We start from the raw sequence: 17695 nt of genomic DNA, 5'->3' as shown, positions 1-17695 counted from the left end.
CCTCGCTTTAATTTGTGCATAATATGAAGAATAAAATCGACGGCACAATACAAAAAGGACAGCTCTTGAATCCTTGGTTCAAACGTTTAAAACAAGCAACCTATAACACCACGTTTATGTACAACGTGCGTATGTTAATCGCTTTTACGGGAACAGCATTTGTTCCTTATTTGATGGGTTACCAACTTGCTACGATTCCATTGACTTTAGGTGTGGTTGCGGCGGGAATTAGTGACATTGATGATCGCTTTTCCGTTCGCATCATGAACCTGATATATACCTATATCGGTTTCTTTATCACCGCTGCCTCGGTTCAATTGTTATTCCCCTATCCAATGGTTTTTGCGATTGGACTGATTGCCTCATGCATTGGCTGGATTCTGTTGGGTTCGCTCGGTCGTCGTTATGCCACGATTGCTTACGGATGTTTGGTTATTTCCGTATACACCATGCTCGGTGTGCATCTATTTGAGCAATGGTATTTACAACCTGCACTATTAGTGGCGGGCGCGGCGTGGTATGGCCTCATTTCAACAATTAGTTTTCTACTATTTCCTGTTCGACAGTTACAAGATCAACTCGCAGCCTCATATAGCGCATTAGGAAGTTTCTTATATGCGAAATCAAATTTGTTTGATGTCGACATGACGCCTTCGAGTTATCAGCAAAGCATGATTGATTTGTCGATGGAAAATAGCAAACTGATTGCGATTTTTAACAATCTACGCGTGGCATTACTGACTCGGCTCAAAGGAGACCGAGGGCAAAAAGATACGCGGCGCAGTCTGCAGTATTATTTTGTGGTTCAAGATATCCATGAACGTGCGGACTCCGCCCACATTGACTATCAAAAACTGGCCAAAGTTTTCCAACACAGTGATATCTTGTTTCGCTTCCAACGGATTTTGTCGATCCAAGGTAAGGCCTGTCAGGACTTGGCACAATCTATTTTAAGCCGCACACGTTATGTACATAACAAACGCTTTAAACATAGCTTTGAAAACTTAAGACTATCCCTAGAAAAAATGCGTGAAGATGGCATCTATGATCAGGTGCGGATTAATGCCTTATTTGCGCTTTATCAAAATCTAAAATCAATTGATGCACAATTACAAAACCTAGAGACAGAACGAAACTTGCAATTAGACACAGCCCAACAAGTCGAAAACCAACTCAAAGATGATGATCTTAAAGGGGTAAATGACATTATTGTGCGTGTAAAACAGCACCTAAGTCCTGAATCTGTTTTATTCCGTCATGCTGTCCGCTTATCTATCGTTCTCTTTATCGGTTATCTATTTATTCAACTCACCAACATTGAATATGGTTATTGGATTTTGATGACCGCATTGTTTGTCTGCCAGCCTAACTTCAATGCCACTAAACGACGCTTATACTTACGGATTGTCGGTACTTTGGTGGGGATCATTGTTGGTCTAGCAATTATCTATTTTATTCCTTCAATCGAAGGACAACTGGTCATGTTGATACTCAGTGGAATTTTATTTTTCGAACTTCGGAGTAAACAATATGCACAAGCTACCGCGTTCATTACGATTTTGGCGTTAATTAACTTTAACCTAGATGGTTCTGCATTTGCCGCGGGTCTGCCTCGCTTGATTGATACCGTTATTGGCTGTGCCTTGGCGTGGTTTGGGGTCAGCTTCATTTGGCCAGATTGGAAGTTTCGTAGACTGCCTCGCTCGATTCAACGTTCTTTACAGGCACAATGTAAATACTTAGCAGAAGTGGTTGAACAATATCACCAAGGTCGCAATAACGCATTGAACTATCGTGTGGTTCGACGTACCGCACACAATACCGATGCAGAAGTCGCTTCATTGATTTCCACACTCGCCACAGAACCGAATATTGATAGCACACACAAAAATCAAGCATTTGAGTTTTTATGCCTGAGCCATACCTTTTTGAGCTATATCGCCGCGTTGGGCGCACACCGTGAACAAATTCAAGATCAAGAGATCTTAACGCTGCTAGATCAAGCTCTCGATGATATTCAAGGTGCACTACTCAGAGATGAAGTGCCTGATTTATCAGCACAAAATATGCTGCAAAACATCCGACAACGCTTAAGTCGTGATGAAGAGAATGATCCAAAATCATTAATTATTTTGCAACAACTCTCGCTCATGTTCAGTATTTTGACGCGTTTAAGCATGCTTAAACAAAGTCTACGGCACGAGCCTAATGAAGACGGCACTGAGTTTGCTTCACTGTAACAAAGTGTGGGGCAATACTAATCGCCTATTACGTCTATATATCTTTGATTGAGAGCGTTTATGTCGTGCCAACACGCTCTAATTAATGCTAAACTTAATCCAGTTCTAGACTCAATTTTTAAACTATGACCGCCAAAAATTTATACGCTTATACGCTACAACCTGTTCCTTACGAAGTTTCTGAAGTTGAACAACGTCAAGCTCAACTTATGATTTGGCGCAGTACCAACAAGTTCAGCCGCAAAGCATGGATCATCATGATCGCACTTGTGGTACTTTCTTTAGTTTCTGCAGGACTCATCAAGTATTATTCTACTTACTCAACAGTGATTTGTTGGGTTGTGATTATCGGGGTTGCGCTTTTCTACATCATTAAAAGATTCGGTCTTGAATGGTACGTAAAACGTAAAATGAAAGAGTTCCCTGTCCAAGATATTAAAGGGATCCGTTTAGGTGTACAGCCTCATGGTATCGTGATGCGTCAAAAAGTAGGCTTGCAAGAAGGTACTGCTACGATTGGTTGGAAAGATATTTACGAGTGGTATAACTCACCTGACTTTATCCTTGTAAATTTCAAAGTGAAAACACCAAAAGGTGAACAACAACAAGGTGCTTATATCCTGCCAAAACGTATGGACTCTAAGAACTTTGCATTCAAAACAATCCGTAAACACTTGAATGAAACTGTTGGTGCGGCAAAACCTATTTAATATGAATATTGATGTAACCAACCTCTCTTTATGAGAGGTTTTTTACGCCTGCAAGAATCAAATGAGAATAAAAATCAATATTATTCTTATCAAAACGAATGCCTTCCGCTATAATTTGCCCATATTTATTCTCCCACCTGCATACCGTCAAAACCATGTTTAAAAAAGCTTTCTTTCAGATCCATTGGTTTTTAGGGATCACCGCTGGTCTCATCCTGTCTTTAATGGGTGTTACAGGCGCAATTTACTCATACGATCAACAAATTCTAAAATGGATCAACCATGATAGCTATGTGGTCGAAGCTGCGGTTGTACCTAAATTAACCCCTGCTCAGCTCTACTTACATTTCAATCAACAACAACCCGAGATTGAAATCAATAGCATTACCATTGCGACTGACCCGACAGCATCCTCCACCGTCAATATTAAAAAAGAAGGCGCACGTCGTGGCTATAACATGATGGTAAATCCCTATACGGCTGAGGTGCTACCCGAAGTAAAAGGACGTGAATTTTTCCAGTTTATCCAGCGATTACATCGCAACTTAACGGCTGGAGAATATGGTGCACAAATCACAGGTGCATCAACACTGATCCTTATTTTCTTTGTATTAAGTGGTATTTATCTACGCTTTCCAAAGAAACATACCTTCAAGCAATGGTTCTTGATCAAACCTAAATTGAAAGGCCGTAATTTTATTTGGGACTTACATGCGGTCGTGGGCACATGGGTGATTGTGTTTTACCTCTTGTTTGCATGTACGGGCTTGTACTGGTCTTATGATTGGTGGCGTTCAGGTATGTTCAAAGTCATGGGGGTAGAACAACCACAACGTAATCAACACAACCCTGAACAACATAAAAATGAACAACCAGATTTATCCAATCAACAGATCGGCATGGTTCTGACCCAAACTTGGACGGGTGTGAACGCCAACATCGGACGCGAATACTCGAGTTTGACGCTAAATATACCGAAACAGGACGATCAAAAAGTTGAGTTAACATTTGTTGATGCAATTGCACAACATGAACGAGCACGCAACCAAGCGGTATACAACTATCAAGAGCACAAATTTGAAAAGTTTGAATTATACGAAGATAAAAAGCTCAATGAAAAAATCATGAGCAGCATGCTGCCTGTTCATCGAGGTAGCTTTTTTGGATCAACTTATCAATTCATTGCTATGCTTGCATCATTGGCCATGCCATTATTTTTTGTGACAGGCTGGATGCTTTACCTTAAACGACGTAAGCAAAAAAAATTAACACTCGCAGCTCGCCAATCTCTGATCGGCCAACAGATTGATCCAAATGCAACGCCTTGGCTCATTACTTATGCATCGCAAACGGGCGTGGCTGAACAACTGGCTTGGCGTACTGCAACAAGCTTACAAGAGGCACAACAACCAACAATCGTCAAACCTATTCAACAACTGACAGAACAAGATCTGCAACACGCTCAACAGGTTTTATTTGTTGTGAGTACCTACGGTACAGGTGAAGCACCAGACTTAGCGACAGGCTTTAACAAAAAGCTGATGCAACAACGCCTTGACCTTAGTCAAATGCAATATGCAGTTCTCGCACTTGGCTCTAAAGAATATGTAGACAGTTATTGCAGCTTTGGTCATGCAGTGAATACATGGTTACAGCAATGCCACGCACAGCCATTGTTTGATTTAATTGAAGTTGACAATGCAAATACCCATGATATTCAACGCTGGAATCAAGCTTTATCGGTTGTGACTCAGCATGAATTGCATGCAATGAATATCGAAAAAACCTTTGATCAATGGACATTAAGCCAACGTAATGTGCTGAACCCAAATAGTCTGGGACAAGCGGCTTATAATATCGAACTCACTGCAACACATGATATGACTTGGCATGCAGGTGATATCGCAGAGATTCAACCTGCCAATAGTTTGGTTGAGATTCAAGCCTTCTTAGACAAACTGCAAATTCCAACACAAACAATCATAAAATCACGTAATCAAAATATCGAGCAAGCACTTTGGGATAAAAACTTGCGGGTTGAAATTCAGCCTTTTAGTGATCTCGAACAATTGCTAGAACAATTACCCACTCTACCTACTCGTGAATACTCAATTGCCAGTATTCCATCGCAACAAGTATTAAGACTTGTGGTGCGTCAGCATTACGATGAACAGGGTCAACACGGCTTAGGATCAGGCTGGTTAACGACGTTTGCACAGCTTAAACAAGATATTGCTTTGCGCATACGTACCAACGAATCGTTCCATCTCATTGATGACAACCGCCCTATTATTTGTATCGGCAATGGTACTGGTATCGCAGGTTTAATGAGTTTATTACAGCAGCGTAATCGTCAAAATTATTCAGCGAATTGGCTTATTTTTGGTGAACGTCAGCGCGACCATGATTTCTTTTACCAAGAAACCATCCAAGCATGGAAAAATATGGGCACACTACAACGTCTTGACCTCGCCTTTTCTAGAGATCAAGAACAAAGGATCTATGTACAAGATATCTTGCGCGACAATGCTGATGAGTTAATCAACTGGATCAAGCAAGGGACTGTGATTTACGTCTGCGGTAGCATTGATGGTATGGCAGCAGGTGTGGATCAAGCTCTCATCGAGATATTGGGTGAAGATCAGGTTGATGAATTACGTCAAACTGGGCGTTACCGTCGAGATGTGTACTAAATCCAAAGCAATAAAACGGGTGTTGAATCACTCGTTTTATTGTTTGAAGATTAAATTTGATGATTAAAAAAGTTTGCCTTTCAATTCATTTTACATACACTGAGCTGATTCAAATCGACTTCGATTAAGATTATGCAACTGAGTTTATGGCTTCGTATTTTTTTTGCCGTTATTGGTATTCTGTTATTTCTAGATGGTGCAATATTGATCGCACTTAAAAAGATTCATATTGGGACGGTACTCCCTCTTCTACTTGGTCTTTTTTTCTGTTTATATTCGCTCTTTTATTACCATATTGAACGCTTCTTTTTTTACCATTTTCGCCTATATTCAATCTGGCGATTCGGCTGGTTATGCTTTTGGGTCTGGTTGGTCAGCTTAGGCTATTTCTTCCATTATCTTGCAAACAATACAACGAACATATCAGACACATCACCTGTGGCTGCAATCATTGTATTAGGCAGTGGTGTTGAAAATGGACAACCATCTGCCACACTTGCCAAACGTTTAGATCGTGCAGCGCCAATCGCTTTAGCTCAACCCAATGCGAAATTAATCCTTTCAGGTGGATTGGATTTTGGTGAAACTGAGAGTGAAGCTTTGGTCATGTCACGTTATTTGCAACAGACCTATCACATTCCCACAGCACAAATTATCTTAGAAGATCGAAGCACCAGCACCGAACTAAATCTAAAGAATAGCCAACCGCTGTTAAAGGCACAGGATATTACGATTCAACAGCCAATTATTATTGTCACAAGTGATTTCCATACGCTACGTGCCGCAGCAATTGCGAAAAAACAAGGCTACACAAATTTCACGATGGTCGGCTCAACAACACCACTAGCCACGCAATATAACGCATGGTTAAGAGAATATTTTGCTTATGTCAGTGGTTGGCTACTCAATGAATACTGATTAAGGTTTACCACATCCATCAAGTATAAAATTATGGGTTTGTAAAATCTCAACAGACCCTACTTATTGATGGATTCGGATGTCACGCGGTAATGGCAAATTTAGCTCTTCAAAAATATCAGGACGTTGCAAATAGATTTGGTATAAAAAGTTCTTGATATCCAATAACAATGTATCTGGCGTCACCAACAGATTATTCCCCTCTGGGGTTAAATCTAAAGATAAAATCGTATTATTTTCTTTTAGAAATGGAATCATCTTTTCAATGAAATCCTTTAACGAGACTTCTTGAATACTATATTGCGCCCAATTGTCTTTAATTAATAATTTTGCTAGACCTTTATTCTGCCAAACTGACAGGGCATGCTGACCTGAAGGTGTAGAACACAAAGCCCAACCATCGTGATATAACGCAATCACTTGACGTTGCAAAATAATATTTTGAATAAATTGGCGATAAGCGTCTTTCGATGAAGAGTTAGATGTTGTTGTTTGAGATTTCGACGCGGCCTTACGTTGATAAGGATTTCTCATAAATTGCTTCAATATTAGAATCATTATTGAGGCCAATCATAAAATAATTCGATATTGATTACAATGATTTGAGTATCTAGAAAGGAGATATGGTGGGCGCTGACGGGATCGAACCGCCGACATTCTGCTTGTAAGGCAGACGCTCTACCAACTGAGCTAAGCGCCCTGAACGAGGATAAACAAAGCGAAGCTTTGTCCGAGTGAAAGAGAAAAATCTTTGATTTTTCTAGTTAACTCTCGTTTCAGAGATCAAGTATAAAGATACTTGTCAAAACTATCATTCTCTTAAAACGATATCAAGAGAATGGCGCAGCGGACGGGGCTCGAACCCGCGACCCTCGGCGTGACAGGCCGATATTCTAACCAACTGAACTACCGCTGCATCGGTATACTTCTTTACGAAGTAAGTATTACAAACTATGGTGGGCGCTGACGGGATCGAACCGCCGACATTCTGCTTGTAAGGCAGACGCTCTACCAACTGAGCTAAGCGCCCTGAGCAAGTAAAAAGTATCACTTTTTACGAAGCGCAAGGTAAAATTGATTGAAAATCAATTTTATGACGCAAGACAAAAAAAGTGCGTAGTCTTGTATCCAAAGGTGTTCCCAACCTCACAAATTTAAAGTGGCGCAGCGGACGGGACTCGAACCCGCGACCCTCGGCGTGACAGGCCGATATTCTAACCAACTGAACTACCGCTGCACTATAATTTTGCAATTATGGGTAAAACGATGTTAAAACTTAAGTGGCGCAGCGGACGGGGCTCGAACCCGCGACCCTCGGCGTGACAGGCCGATATTCTAACCAACTGAACTACCGCTGCACTTGAAGTTTTAACGTAAAGGCTTGGTGGGCGCTGACGGGATCGAACCGCCGACATTCTGCTTGTAAGGCAGACGCTCTACCAACTGAGCTAAGCGCCCTTAACGTCTTTATCGTTTGTGAGGTGCATTATAGAGAATCTTTACAGCGTGTCAAACGCTTTTGACACACTTTCCCGAAAAAACCGTGTGAGTGATTAAAAAATAAGTAATTCTTTGATAAATGCGGTATTTTCGTATTTTATTTAAACACTTATTCACATTTTAAATCTTGGTTTTCTAAAGTCTGCTCTGAAATATAAACCAAAGCCTGTTCTGAGATCAGCTCAAACAGCTCGATAATTTCATCATTCTTCATTCGGATACAACCATGCGACATTGGGATGCCCATTGGTTCTGTCTCTGGTGTGCCATGAATATAAATATAACGCTTAAAAGTATCACAGCCCTCCCCCTGATTAAATCCAGCTTCTAAACCATCTAGCCATAAGATTCGCGATAAAATCCAATCTCGTTGTGGGAATTGTTGTGCAAGTTGTTGATCATAGACTTCACCTGTCGGCTGTCTACCAATAAATACCGTATTTCTTTCTGCATTAGCACCAATCTTTTGTGCGACTTGATGCCACCCTCTTGGCGTTTTTCCACTATTTTCATGTTCGCCGATACCATTCTTGCCTGAAGAAATAACATAAAACTTGTTATGTTTTGGCAGTCGTAAAGTTTGTTGTGCCAAATCAATTAAAATATCAGCCTGTTCAAGTGTATAGGGCATTTTCAATCTCTATCTTTCATTCTATTGCTTTATTTCAACATAAAAATGCTGCGATTTCTGTAGTTTTGATTTGTAGTGAAAGATGATTTTCAATTTTTCGAGTGTTCACCACGACCTATGCATCGAGTGACTTTATTACTTTAATTGCTCTCGTCTTCCTGTGAAGCTTAAACGCTTATCAGGGCAAAGCGTTGCTTTTATTAACTCGCCACTCGAGCGTATGAGGAACAACGTTCCGCAAGGTCTTCACTTTTATTAACCCGTCACTCGAGCGTAGCTGCTCTTCTTCTTGCGAAGCTTTAAACGCTTCTCAGGGCAAAGCGTTGCTTTTATTAACTCGCCACTCGAGCGTATGAGGAACAACGTTCCGCAAGGTCTTGCGCTCGGGCAAAGCGTTGCTTTGCTTATCCTCGCTCAGGTTCAGGGCGGAGCCATAGCCAAACAGCGACCGTAAACATGGTGACATTGGTAAAAACTTTGACTAAAAACGGCGCATTGGTAAAGAGCATGATGATACCGCTAATCAACATCATGATACTGGCAAGCCATTTTGCTTTACGCGGCACCGTGCCATTTTCACGCCAGTTACGCAATGTTGGGCCATATTTAGGATGATTGAGTAACCATGCATCCATTTGCGGCCATCCTTTCGATGCTGCCCACGCCGCGATAATCAAAAATACCGTCGTTGGCATACCCGGTAGAATCGCACCAATTATCCCTAAGGTAATAAAAATGATGACTAAACTACGCCAAAACAATATTTTCATTTCGTATTTAACCAACGCGTCAAAACAACCGTGCTAGTATAAAGTGTTTTCATTGTCGTTTCTTAAACTTAGCGTATTATTTCCATGATCGAGTTTGCTTCATGCTTAAAATAATGACCCGCCCCGCTTTATTTGAACCGTGGTTACAGTTTAAGCATCCTATTGTACGACAGTTGGCTTTTTCCATTGCCAGTCCCAATATTTTGGCTCAAATCCCAAATGAACTAAATCTGAAAAATAAATTCAGCATTCACAACGACCAGACTTGGCAAACGTTGTACCAGCAATATGAACCACGCTTACAACAACTTGATCAGCAACCACAACCTCTACTTGATTTTCTCGCACGCCTTAAAAGCACTCGTTTAGGCTTACGTTTTGAAAATTTATTGTGGTTTTGGCTGTTGGATGATGCTTACCATCCCTATCAATTGCTTGGACATAGTATCCAAAAAATTTCAGGGGCAATCACTTTAGGCGAAATCGATTTTCTTGTGCTCAATCAACAAACGCAGGAAGTTGAACATTGGGAAGTTGCTCTCAAATATTATCTTGGTGAGAGCGAATTAAGTTTGTCACAATGGTTCGGACTGAATAGAGAAGATACCTTACATCGAAAATTAAAGCATTTTACCGAACGCCAATTTCAGTTTTCAGAAGCGAATAATATTCAAATCCAGCGTAAATTTGCAGTGATGAAAGGGCAGCTTTTTTTGCCTCGCTCTCAAGATAAATTAACACTCCCAACATGGGTGAATGCCTCTAGACGTTTAGGGCAATGGGGAACTCATATTCCCGAATTGGCTTATTATCGTTTACAGCGCCAAGAATGGCTTTGCCCAAACCAACTTGCATCTTCATCAACAGCAGATTGGTGGACCGATGGCCTGTACCACAATACAACAGCCGAACCCTTCTACTATATGTTTCGTCAGCCTTCTCTGCTATTTAAGCGATGCTGATTTCATTAAATTTCAGTAAGTAACACTTTATAACACTTCTACCGTCAAACAATTATGTTCATTTTCATCTTATTTCTTTAGCCTCTTACATACACCATAATTAAATTGAGTCGGAGACAAGCATGAAAAAAATCTTAGTTGCGTCTATCATGGCCACTTTTGTTTTAACTGGCTGTAATACCTTCAAAGGTTTCGGTAAAGATGTATCTAAAGCTGGAGAAAAAGTAACGCAGTCTGCTGAAAAAACCCAAGATAAAATGTAATTTGTAAAAAATAGACCATAAAACCTTATCTTTGAAAAGATAAGGTTTTTTTTAACATACCTTTCTTGGCAATATTCCCCTATTATATCGGTTCAAATTTCACCAGATTTATCTACATCTCGCATGAACCATTCCGATACGCTTGAACTTAGTTTACAACTCCTCCGCCAACCGTCTGTTACCCCTGTTGACCATGATTGCCAGAATATCATGGCTGAGCGATTGGCAAAGATTGGTTTTAATATCGAAAACTTACGTTTTGAAGATGTTGATAACTTGTGGGCTCGTCGTGGCACGGAAAGTCCAGTTTTTTGTTTTGCAGGACATACAGATGTTGTTCCTACTGGACAACTAGATGCATGGAACTCAGATCCATTTTTACCATCCATCCGCGACGGTAAGTTATATGGGCGTGGTACTGCGGATATGAAAACAGCTTTAGCCGCGATGGTGGTTGCTTCTGAACGTTTCGTTGCAAAGCATCCTAATCATAAAGGTTCTATAGCCTTTTTAATTACCTCTGATGAAGAAGGTCCATCGATTAACGGTACAGTTAAAGTTGTGGAAACCTTAGAAGCACGCCAAGAAAAAATGACATGGTGTTTGGTTGGCGAACCTTCGAGTACTCATCAATTGGGTGATATTGTAAAAAATGGGCGTCGTGGTTCGTTAAATGCTGTTTTAACCGTTCATGGTAAGCAGGGGCATGTTGCCTACCCTCATCTTGCAGAAAACCCGATTCACTCCTCATCTAAAGCGCTCAATGAGTTATGTGAAACCGTTTGGGACAATGGCAACGAATACTTCCCTGCGACCTCTTTCCAAATTTCAAATATCCAAGCAGGTACAGGCGCGACCAATGTCATTCCTGGTTCATTGAAAGTGACATTTAACTTCCGTTATTCAACAGAAGTTACTGCCGAAATCCTTCAACAACGTGTTCTCGACATCTTAGATAAGCATCAACTAAATTACAGCATTCAGTGGACCTTTTCAGGCTTACCATTTCTAACCCCAGTCGGGGAATTGGTCAATGCCGCAAAAGTCGCGATTAAAAATGTAACAGGTGTAGAAACCAAACTTTCAACCAGTGGCGGAACATCTGACGGACGCTTTATTGCCCCGACAGGCGCTCAAGTATTAGAGCTTGGTGTGTTAAATGCAACGATTCATCAAATTAATGAGCATGTAAACGTTGCTGACCTTGAACCTTTGGCAGAGATCTACGAGCAGATTCTAGAACAACTACTAGCAAAGTGATAACGACATAGATAAAAAAGGAGGAACTCAATCATCGGCTGAGTTCCTCCTTTTTATATTCTTTATAAACCCAATTGGGTTTGTATATTCTGCAAATTGGGAACATAAAATGTATTGCCGCCAATTTTCACATACTTAAAAACATTGGCATCATCAATTTCACCTTCATCATCAACGATCTCTGAGATACGTAAACGAATCGATGAAGGCATTTCATTACAGATCAAAGCAAAGCGTTCTGAAACATCATCACCTTCAACCACCAAGGCAACACCCTGTTTCTGGGTTGGATCATTTACCGCATAAATCGGCAGTTTTAAATCATGCCACTCAATATGATCAACCTGTGTCTGTGTATCCATCGCAGATAACACGATATTTTGCGGTAGCAGCATTGGAACTTTTTGATGACATTCAATAATGTATGCGTCAATAAATCCAGTTGAAACAGTAATTAAATGCTGCAACTCTTGCTGGTCAATTTGACCCAATATCGCATTTGCGCCTTTTTTCACCATAATTATTCACTCCTCAGCGCACAACAAGTAAGCTATCTATATTTTCCAAAAGTGTTTCCTCTTGGAATGGTTTACCCATGTATTGGTTTACACCTAATGATAGGGCACGTTCACGGTGCTTCTCACCTGTCCGTGAGGTAATCATTATGATCGGTAGATTTCGATGGATTTCATGATGTCGAACCAGATTCGTGACCTCAAAGCCATCCATTCGCGGCATTTCGATATCGAGTAACATTAAATCAGGTTTAATGGTTTCCAGTTGCTCTATCGCATCTACACCATCTTTCGCTGTCACAACATCATAGCCCTGACGTTCCAACAAGCGTGACGTAACCTTACGTACGGTGACTGAGTCATCCACAATCATAATCAAACGACGTTCGTCATAACGCTGTTTGGTGTATGTCTCATCTGCTTGTTTCGCACGTGGCGTTGACTGAGCTTGGCGAGCAATATTTTGACCATCTAAAATCAAGCAGACCTGACCATCACCGAGAATGGTTGCCCCAGCAATCACGCCAATACTGGAGAATTGTTGCCCAACTGGTTTTACAACAATTTGACCACGTGAACCAATGAGCTGGTCGATCAATAATGCGGTTGTTTGACCTTGCGCCCCCTTAATCAACAATACAGGTATAGAATGCACAATACCGCTTAAGCGTGGGATCGGCTGCCCTGCTACAAACTCAGATAAATAACGCAAACGATAGCGCTCTTGATCAATATCGAAGTAGTCTTCTTGGCTATCAAAGTATTGCTCTAACGCCATCGGTGAAATACGCACAATACGATCAATTTGTGCCAGTGGGAAAGCAAATTGTTGGTCGCCCGCTTTCACCATAAGTGCATCGCTGACGGCCACTGTCGTCGGTACTCGAATGGTAAAGGTCGTGCCTTTACCAAAAACAGAACTCACACTGACATGACCACCCAAAGCTTTAATATCACTTTGAACAACGTCTAAACCAACACCACGCCCAGAAATCTGAGTCACTTGCGCCGCGGTACTAAAACCAGGATGGAAGATAAACTGTAAAATCTCATCTTGATCAAGTTTTTGTTCTTTGGTCATTAACCCCGTTTGAATCGCCTTATCTTTAATACGATTTACATCAATCCCTTTACCATCATCACTAAAGCTAACGACAACATCTGTACCTTGACGACCGATATTTAAAACAATATGTCCTGTTTCAGGCTTTTTCGCTTGTAAGCGTTGCTCACGGTCTTCGATACCATGATCAATCGCATTTCGCAACATATGCTCAAATGGTGAAACTAGACGCTCTAAAATACTACGGTCTAATTCACCTTCGGTATTGTTCACAACCAGTTCCGTCGGTCGGTTCAAGGTTGATGCCGTTTGACGGACAATACGTTGTAAACGTGGCAACAGACGAGAAAATGGCACCAAACGGGTACGCATCAAACTTTCTTGAATTTCCGCTTGGATACGTGACTGTTGTAACAATAAACCTTCAGTATCACGGATCTTCTCCGAAAGTGTCGTTTTGAAGTCAACTAAGTCAGATGCTGACTCTGCAAGAGATTTTGACAACTGATTTAAAGATGAATATTGATCCATCTCTAAAGGGTCAAAATCAGCATAACGCGCATCTTCGCCACCATGTCGTGCAATAATTTGACTTTCTAACTCACCTTCCATTCGACGTAATTGGTCTGCCAAACGCTTGATTGCAAGTTCCATTTCCGTCAACGTACCGCCCAACTGACCTAAGTCCATCTCGATACGTGAACGGTTAATCGCATTTTCTCCTGATAAATCAATCATCTTCTCGATGACCTCAGCAGAAACACGAATCATTTCATTGTTCTGTTCTACCCGCTCAGTTGACTCCCACTCACCTTGCATTGATGGTGGCTCAGTGCCATCTCCCTGAACAAACTCCATGGTGTATTCAGGTGTAAAAATATCCCGTGCAGACAGTTTTTGTGGCAGTTGTGCTGAAACGTCAACAAAGTCCATTTTTTCTAAATTATGTTTTAAACCATCAAAATTCGCATATTGACGTTTAAAGACAGCATCATTGAGCCATGCAAGAGCGGTATTGAGTAAGTTGTCGTATACATTGGAATTAAAATGATGCACACCAAATTGTTCAAACGCATTTTCTAAATGATAGGCAATGACGGCAACTGCATCCAACTCGGCCATCCGCGCGCCGCCCTTTAAACTATGGGCATTACGTTGTAGCTGTAATAACACACTACGATTACTACGTTGCTCGAACCATTGTTTTAATAACTGTTGAGCCTGTTCTAACAATTCTTCTGCTTCTTCAAGGAAGGTCTGTTCCACCAGTGAACGAACATCATCCTCGGCAGTTTCTTCATCAACCAACGCTACAGTCTGATCAGGCAACTCCGCTTCAACAGCAACTTCTGTCTCAACTGAACTCAGTTCTTCAGTTGTTAGCTCACCGTGATCTATTACAGACTGCTGTTCAATCGTCTCATGTGTATCAGACAGCATTTCGACTTCACTGTCTTCAACTTGAACTACAGATTCAACCGTGTCAACGCTTGGCGCATGACTTACGCCACCAGCAGATTGCTCTGCTTGCTGGAGTAATTGCACAACATGAGTTGATGGGTAATCGACGTGTTGATCACGAATCGTCTGAATACGATCAGAAATATCATCTTGTACCAAACGAATCAATGCTATGAGCTGAGGTGTTGCTTGTAGTTGTTGATTGATGAGTTTTTCATAAATCGTTTCTAATTCATGCGCAATCAAACCAATATAAGGGGCTTGAATCATATTTGAACCCCCTTTTAAGGTGTGCAAATAGCGCATCAAATTTTTCAGTGCATTTAGATTCTGCTGATCAACCGTCCATGTATTTAGATCAGCATCGATCCCCACCAATAACTCATCGGCTTCTTCTAAGAAGATATCCAGCAAATCTGGATCAAAGTTTCGATTGGATGCTGCGGATTGTAATTGTTGTTTATCCAGTACCAGTTGAGCAGCGAGATCGGTTACGTCTACGGCAGCATGAGTAGCTACTGTCTGAACAGCAACATCTGTAGCAGGCACTGTTGTTTCTTCATCGGCGCTTTGTTCGCTAACAATTTGCGTAGCTACCTTGCTTTCAGCATCAGTCTTCGCTGTCGATGCTGTTAACTGTACGAGAGCGTCTACGACATGGGTCGAAGGATAATCTATTTGCTGATCTCGAATCGTTTGAATACGATCTGAAATATCGTCTTGGACTGAGCGAATCATCGCAACTAAGGTCGGTGTTACTTGGAGCTGCTGATTAATAAGCTTTTCATAAATGGTTTCTAGCTCATGCGCAATCAGACCAATATGAGGGGCTTGTATCATATTTGCGCCACCTTTCAAGGTGTGCAAATAACGCATCAGATTTTTTAATGCATTGAGATTTTGACCGTCTACTGTCCAAGTATTGAGATCTGTATCGATTCCAGCCAATAACTCATCCGCTTCTTCTAGGAAAATATCCAAGAGATCAGGATCAAAATCGCGATTTGCTTCAGCAGATTGTAGTTGCTGTTTATCTAAAGCAAATTGAGCCGTTAAATCAGTTGCAGCCATCGGTGTAGGTGCATTGTTATTTTCAGTTGCATCTAGTTGTGTTGATTCTGCGGTTATGTCAATCGCAAGTTGATCTAACGACTCTACATTTTGTTGTGTAAATGAACTGAGCTCATTTAAAACACGCTCATGCACTTTGGTTAAAGTGACACGCTGTCCCGCTGCCAAGGTATCAAACAATTGAGTAAACTGTTGATGGACTTGGTGATATAACTCAAATGCAGCATCTAGATGAAGTAGATTTGGTTTAAAAATTAAATCTTGATAGCTTGAACGCAACAAACTTGTATATTGATACATCCCAATCGTTGCGTGATGATGGGTATGTTGCAACAATATTTCAGCTTGTTGACTAAGCAACTGTAGATATTGAGGAAATTCTGCACGTGCTCGTTTCTCAAAATCAGATTCCACATCAAGCAAATCATGGATATTGAGTTCCAACAACTGAGAAACCAGACCTTGTGGTCGCACCGAACCATTGTGTTGTTCTTCTAATTGGAAGTCATAGCTATCCCATGCCGCATTGAATGTGGCATAGATTTCATCAGATTTCTGCGGTGTATCTTGTTGTCTTAAACTATGCAAATAATCACGAACGAATTGAGCATAATGCGTTAGTAAAGCAGTTTCATTTGAACTTGAATCTAGCTCATCTTGTAATAATGTTTTAAATAGGTTTTCAACTTTAGAGCTTGCTTCAAAAATGTGATCCACATGCGCCATCGCAGAGCTACCACGAAGCGTATGCAAAGCTCGAATCAAAGTGTTGTATTGTTCATTTGTTTGGCGATCATCCTGTAAAAAATGATCAATGGTTGCAAGATGCTCTTCTGCTTCTTCCAAGAAAATTGCTAATGTCTCTTTAGCAAGCATCTCATCTTCGGCTGATTCCGTTTCAGCTTTGGTGAATACCAGCTCAGCATCTGATTCTCGCTGTTCTAATGCCAGTAGGTTATCACTCACTGTATCATCAAGCAATTCTAGGCCTGTAAGATCATCATCATGCTTTAATTGATTGGCAAGATTCAATAACTCAGTCAATGCAGGGTCAGGTTTTTTCTGTTGTTGCAATTGTTGACCGAGTAAAACCAGTGGTCTTAAATCGATAATATGCGCTTTCACCGCTTTAAAGTCATGAATAAGCTTAAAGCGATAAACATTAAAAATGGCCTGTACATAACGTTGGATTTCCGTATCAAACGGAATCGTTCCAGCTAAGACACGATTGAGCAGGTCTTCAACTGTCCAACCTAACTCCCCAGAAGATTTTGCCCCGACCATTCTTCCAGAACCTTTAAGGGTATGGAAATGTCGACGAATATCCGTGAGCACATTCTGTTGACTCGGCTGTTCAATCCATTGAACTAATAATGGCTCTAACTCAACAAAGATTTCATCTAATTCTTCAATAAAAATCTCAAGAATTTCTGCATCTTGTTCAAGATAACTGTCTTCAGGAAGCGTCATCGTTTCAACTAACGTTTTTAATATTTGTTTCATAGCGGCTTCTTTCGTTTTTATCCACCAGTTGTGGCTAAAAAATACGTGTATCTATCACACAAGATGTCGTTCCATTTTGCCATCACCTTGTTGAGATATCCTACATCTCTAAAAAAATGGAAAGACAGACACCCC

At 40.9% G+C, this 17695-nt stretch carries 12 protein-coding genes and 6 tRNA genes; 7 read left to right on the top strand and 11 right to left on the bottom strand.

Features of this window, described 5'->3' with window-relative positions; translation table 11 throughout:
* Nucleotides 1–23 precede the first annotated feature (23 nt).
* The 4 genes from yccS (at nucleotide 24) to J2Y37_RS03945 (ending at nucleotide 6561) form a co-directional block, all read left to right on the top strand.
* Nucleotides 24–2240, top strand: coding sequence for a YccS family putative transporter (yccS, locus tag J2Y37_RS03960; protein WP_349031938.1), 2217 nt, complete (start codon nucleotides 24–26; stop codon nucleotides 2238–2240).
* Between the two features lie 125 nt (nucleotides 2241–2365).
* Nucleotides 2366–2950 (top strand): YcxB family protein, encoded by a 585-nt coding sequence (locus J2Y37_RS03955; protein WP_004669402.1) that lies wholly within the window; start codon nucleotides 2366–2368, stop codon nucleotides 2948–2950.
* 155 nt (nucleotides 2951–3105) lie between these two features.
* Nucleotides 3106–5643: a sulfite reductase flavoprotein subunit alpha gene (locus tag J2Y37_RS03950; RefSeq protein WP_349031937.1), complete on the top strand. Its 2538-nt coding sequence runs from the start codon at nucleotides 3106–3108 to the stop codon at nucleotides 5641–5643.
* A gap of 132 nt (nucleotides 5644–5775) precedes the next feature.
* Nucleotides 5776–6561, top strand: a complete 786-nt coding sequence (locus tag J2Y37_RS03945; protein ID WP_349031936.1) for a YdcF family protein — start codon at nucleotides 5776–5778, stop codon at nucleotides 6559–6561.
* A 63-nt stretch (nucleotides 6562–6624) separates the two neighbouring features.
* On the opposite strand, the gene J2Y37_RS03940 is transcribed toward J2Y37_RS03945, so the two are convergent.
* The 9 genes from J2Y37_RS03940 to J2Y37_RS03900 all read right to left on the bottom strand — a co-directional run bounded on the left by J2Y37_RS03940 (nucleotide 6625) and on the right by J2Y37_RS03900 (nucleotide 9462).
* Entirely contained in the window at nucleotides 6625–7095 is a 471-nt protein-coding gene (locus tag J2Y37_RS03940; RefSeq protein WP_241322147.1) for a DUF2750 domain-containing protein, read from the bottom strand.
* Between the two features lie 90 nt (nucleotides 7096–7185).
* Nucleotides 7186–7261 (bottom strand) — tRNA-Val (locus J2Y37_RS03935).
* A 139-nt stretch (nucleotides 7262–7400) separates the two neighbouring features.
* Nucleotides 7401–7477: transfer RNA gene (locus J2Y37_RS03930), tRNA-Asp, on the bottom strand.
* 38 nt (nucleotides 7478–7515) lie between these two features.
* Nucleotides 7516–7591, bottom strand: a tRNA-Val gene (locus tag J2Y37_RS03925).
* A gap of 130 nt (nucleotides 7592–7721) precedes the next feature.
* Nucleotides 7722–7798 (bottom strand) — tRNA-Asp (locus J2Y37_RS03920).
* Between the two features lie 44 nt (nucleotides 7799–7842).
* Nucleotides 7843–7919 (bottom strand) — tRNA-Asp (locus J2Y37_RS03915).
* A 24-nt stretch (nucleotides 7920–7943) separates the two neighbouring features.
* Nucleotides 7944–8019: transfer RNA gene (locus J2Y37_RS03910), tRNA-Val, on the bottom strand.
* Between the two features lie 151 nt (nucleotides 8020–8170).
* Nucleotides 8171–8692, bottom strand: coding sequence for a cell wall-recycling L,D-carboxypeptidase ElsL (gene elsL, locus J2Y37_RS03905; RefSeq protein ID WP_349031935.1), 522 nt, complete (start codon nucleotides 8690–8692; stop codon nucleotides 8171–8173).
* Between the two features lie 404 nt (nucleotides 8693–9096).
* The gene (locus J2Y37_RS03900; RefSeq protein WP_121928670.1) at nucleotides 9097–9462 is read right to left on the bottom strand and encodes a YbaN family protein; all 366 of its coding nucleotides are present in this window, start codon (nucleotides 9460–9462) and stop codon (nucleotides 9097–9099) included.
* Nucleotides 9463–9563: 101 nt separating this feature from the next.
* Between J2Y37_RS03900 and J2Y37_RS03895 the strand changes: the two genes are divergently transcribed.
* The 3 genes from J2Y37_RS03895 to dapE all read left to right on the top strand — a co-directional run bounded on the left by J2Y37_RS03895 (nucleotide 9564) and on the right by dapE (nucleotide 11947).
* The gene (locus tag J2Y37_RS03895; protein WP_349031934.1) at nucleotides 9564–10424 is read left to right on the top strand and encodes a DUF1853 family protein; all 861 of its coding nucleotides are present in this window, start codon (nucleotides 9564–9566) and stop codon (nucleotides 10422–10424) included.
* A 122-nt stretch (nucleotides 10425–10546) separates the two neighbouring features.
* Nucleotides 10547–10687 (top strand): entericidin A/B family lipoprotein, encoded by a 141-nt coding sequence (locus J2Y37_RS03890; protein ID WP_004669417.1) that lies wholly within the window; start codon nucleotides 10547–10549, stop codon nucleotides 10685–10687.
* Nucleotides 10688–10810: 123 nt separating this feature from the next.
* Nucleotides 10811–11947: a succinyl-diaminopimelate desuccinylase gene (dapE, locus tag J2Y37_RS03885; RefSeq protein WP_349031933.1), complete on the top strand. Its 1137-nt coding sequence runs from the start codon at nucleotides 10811–10813 to the stop codon at nucleotides 11945–11947.
* 62 nt (nucleotides 11948–12009) lie between these two features.
* On the opposite strand, the gene J2Y37_RS03880 is transcribed toward dapE, so the two are convergent.
* Nucleotides 12010–12465 (bottom strand): hypothetical protein, encoded by a 456-nt coding sequence (locus tag J2Y37_RS03880; protein WP_005195417.1) that lies wholly within the window; start codon nucleotides 12463–12465, stop codon nucleotides 12010–12012.
* A gap of 13 nt (nucleotides 12466–12478) precedes the next feature.
* Entirely contained in the window at nucleotides 12479–17560 is a 5082-nt protein-coding gene (locus J2Y37_RS03875; protein ID WP_349031932.1) for an Hpt domain-containing protein, read from the bottom strand.
* Nucleotides 17561–17695 lie beyond the last annotated feature (135 nt).

Origin of the sequence: Acinetobacter sp. 3657 (genome assembly GCF_031456775.1) — a bacterium.
GTDB lineage: Bacteria > Pseudomonadota > Gammaproteobacteria > Pseudomonadales > Moraxellaceae > Acinetobacter.
This window is presented reverse-complemented; position numbering and strand designations above follow the sequence as displayed.

What these genes read in the sequence shown, in the direction of transcription:
- J2Y37_RS03890 (WP_004669417.1), top strand. Translation starts at nt 10,547, where the DNA reads ATGAAAAAAATCTTAGTTGCGTCTATCATGGCCACTTTTGTTTTAACT.
- J2Y37_RS03955 (WP_004669402.1), top strand. Translation starts at nt 2,366, where the DNA reads ATGACCGCCAAAAATTTATACGCTTATACGCTACAACCTGTTCCTTAC.
- J2Y37_RS03940 (WP_241322147.1), bottom strand. Translation starts at nt 7,095, where the DNA reads ATGAGAAATCCTTATCAACGTAAGGCCGCGTCGAAATCTCAAACAACA.
- J2Y37_RS03900 (WP_121928670.1), bottom strand. Translation starts at nt 9,462, where the DNA reads ATGAAAATATTGTTTTGGCGTAGTTTAGTCATCATTTTTATTACCTTA.
- J2Y37_RS03880 (WP_005195417.1), bottom strand. Translation starts at nt 12,465, where the DNA reads ATGGTGAAAAAAGGCGCAAATGCGATATTGGGTCAAATTGACCAGCAA.
- J2Y37_RS03945 (WP_349031936.1), top strand. Translation starts at nt 5,776, where the DNA reads ATGCAACTGAGTTTATGGCTTCGTATTTTTTTTGCCGTTATTGGTATT.
- J2Y37_RS03895 (WP_349031934.1), top strand. Translation starts at nt 9,564, where the DNA reads ATGCTTAAAATAATGACCCGCCCCGCTTTATTTGAACCGTGGTTACAG.
- dapE (WP_349031933.1), top strand. Translation starts at nt 10,811, where the DNA reads ATGAACCATTCCGATACGCTTGAACTTAGTTTACAACTCCTCCGCCAA.
- J2Y37_RS03875 (WP_349031932.1), bottom strand. Translation starts at nt 17,560, where the DNA reads ATGAAACAAATATTAAAAACGTTAGTTGAAACGATGACGCTTCCTGAA.
- yccS (WP_349031938.1), top strand. Translation starts at nt 24, where the DNA reads ATGAAGAATAAAATCGACGGCACAATACAAAAAGGACAGCTCTTGAAT.
- J2Y37_RS03950 (WP_349031937.1), top strand. Translation starts at nt 3,106, where the DNA reads ATGTTTAAAAAAGCTTTCTTTCAGATCCATTGGTTTTTAGGGATCACC.
- elsL (WP_349031935.1), bottom strand. Translation starts at nt 8,692, where the DNA reads ATGCCCTATACACTTGAACAGGCTGATATTTTAATTGATTTGGCACAA.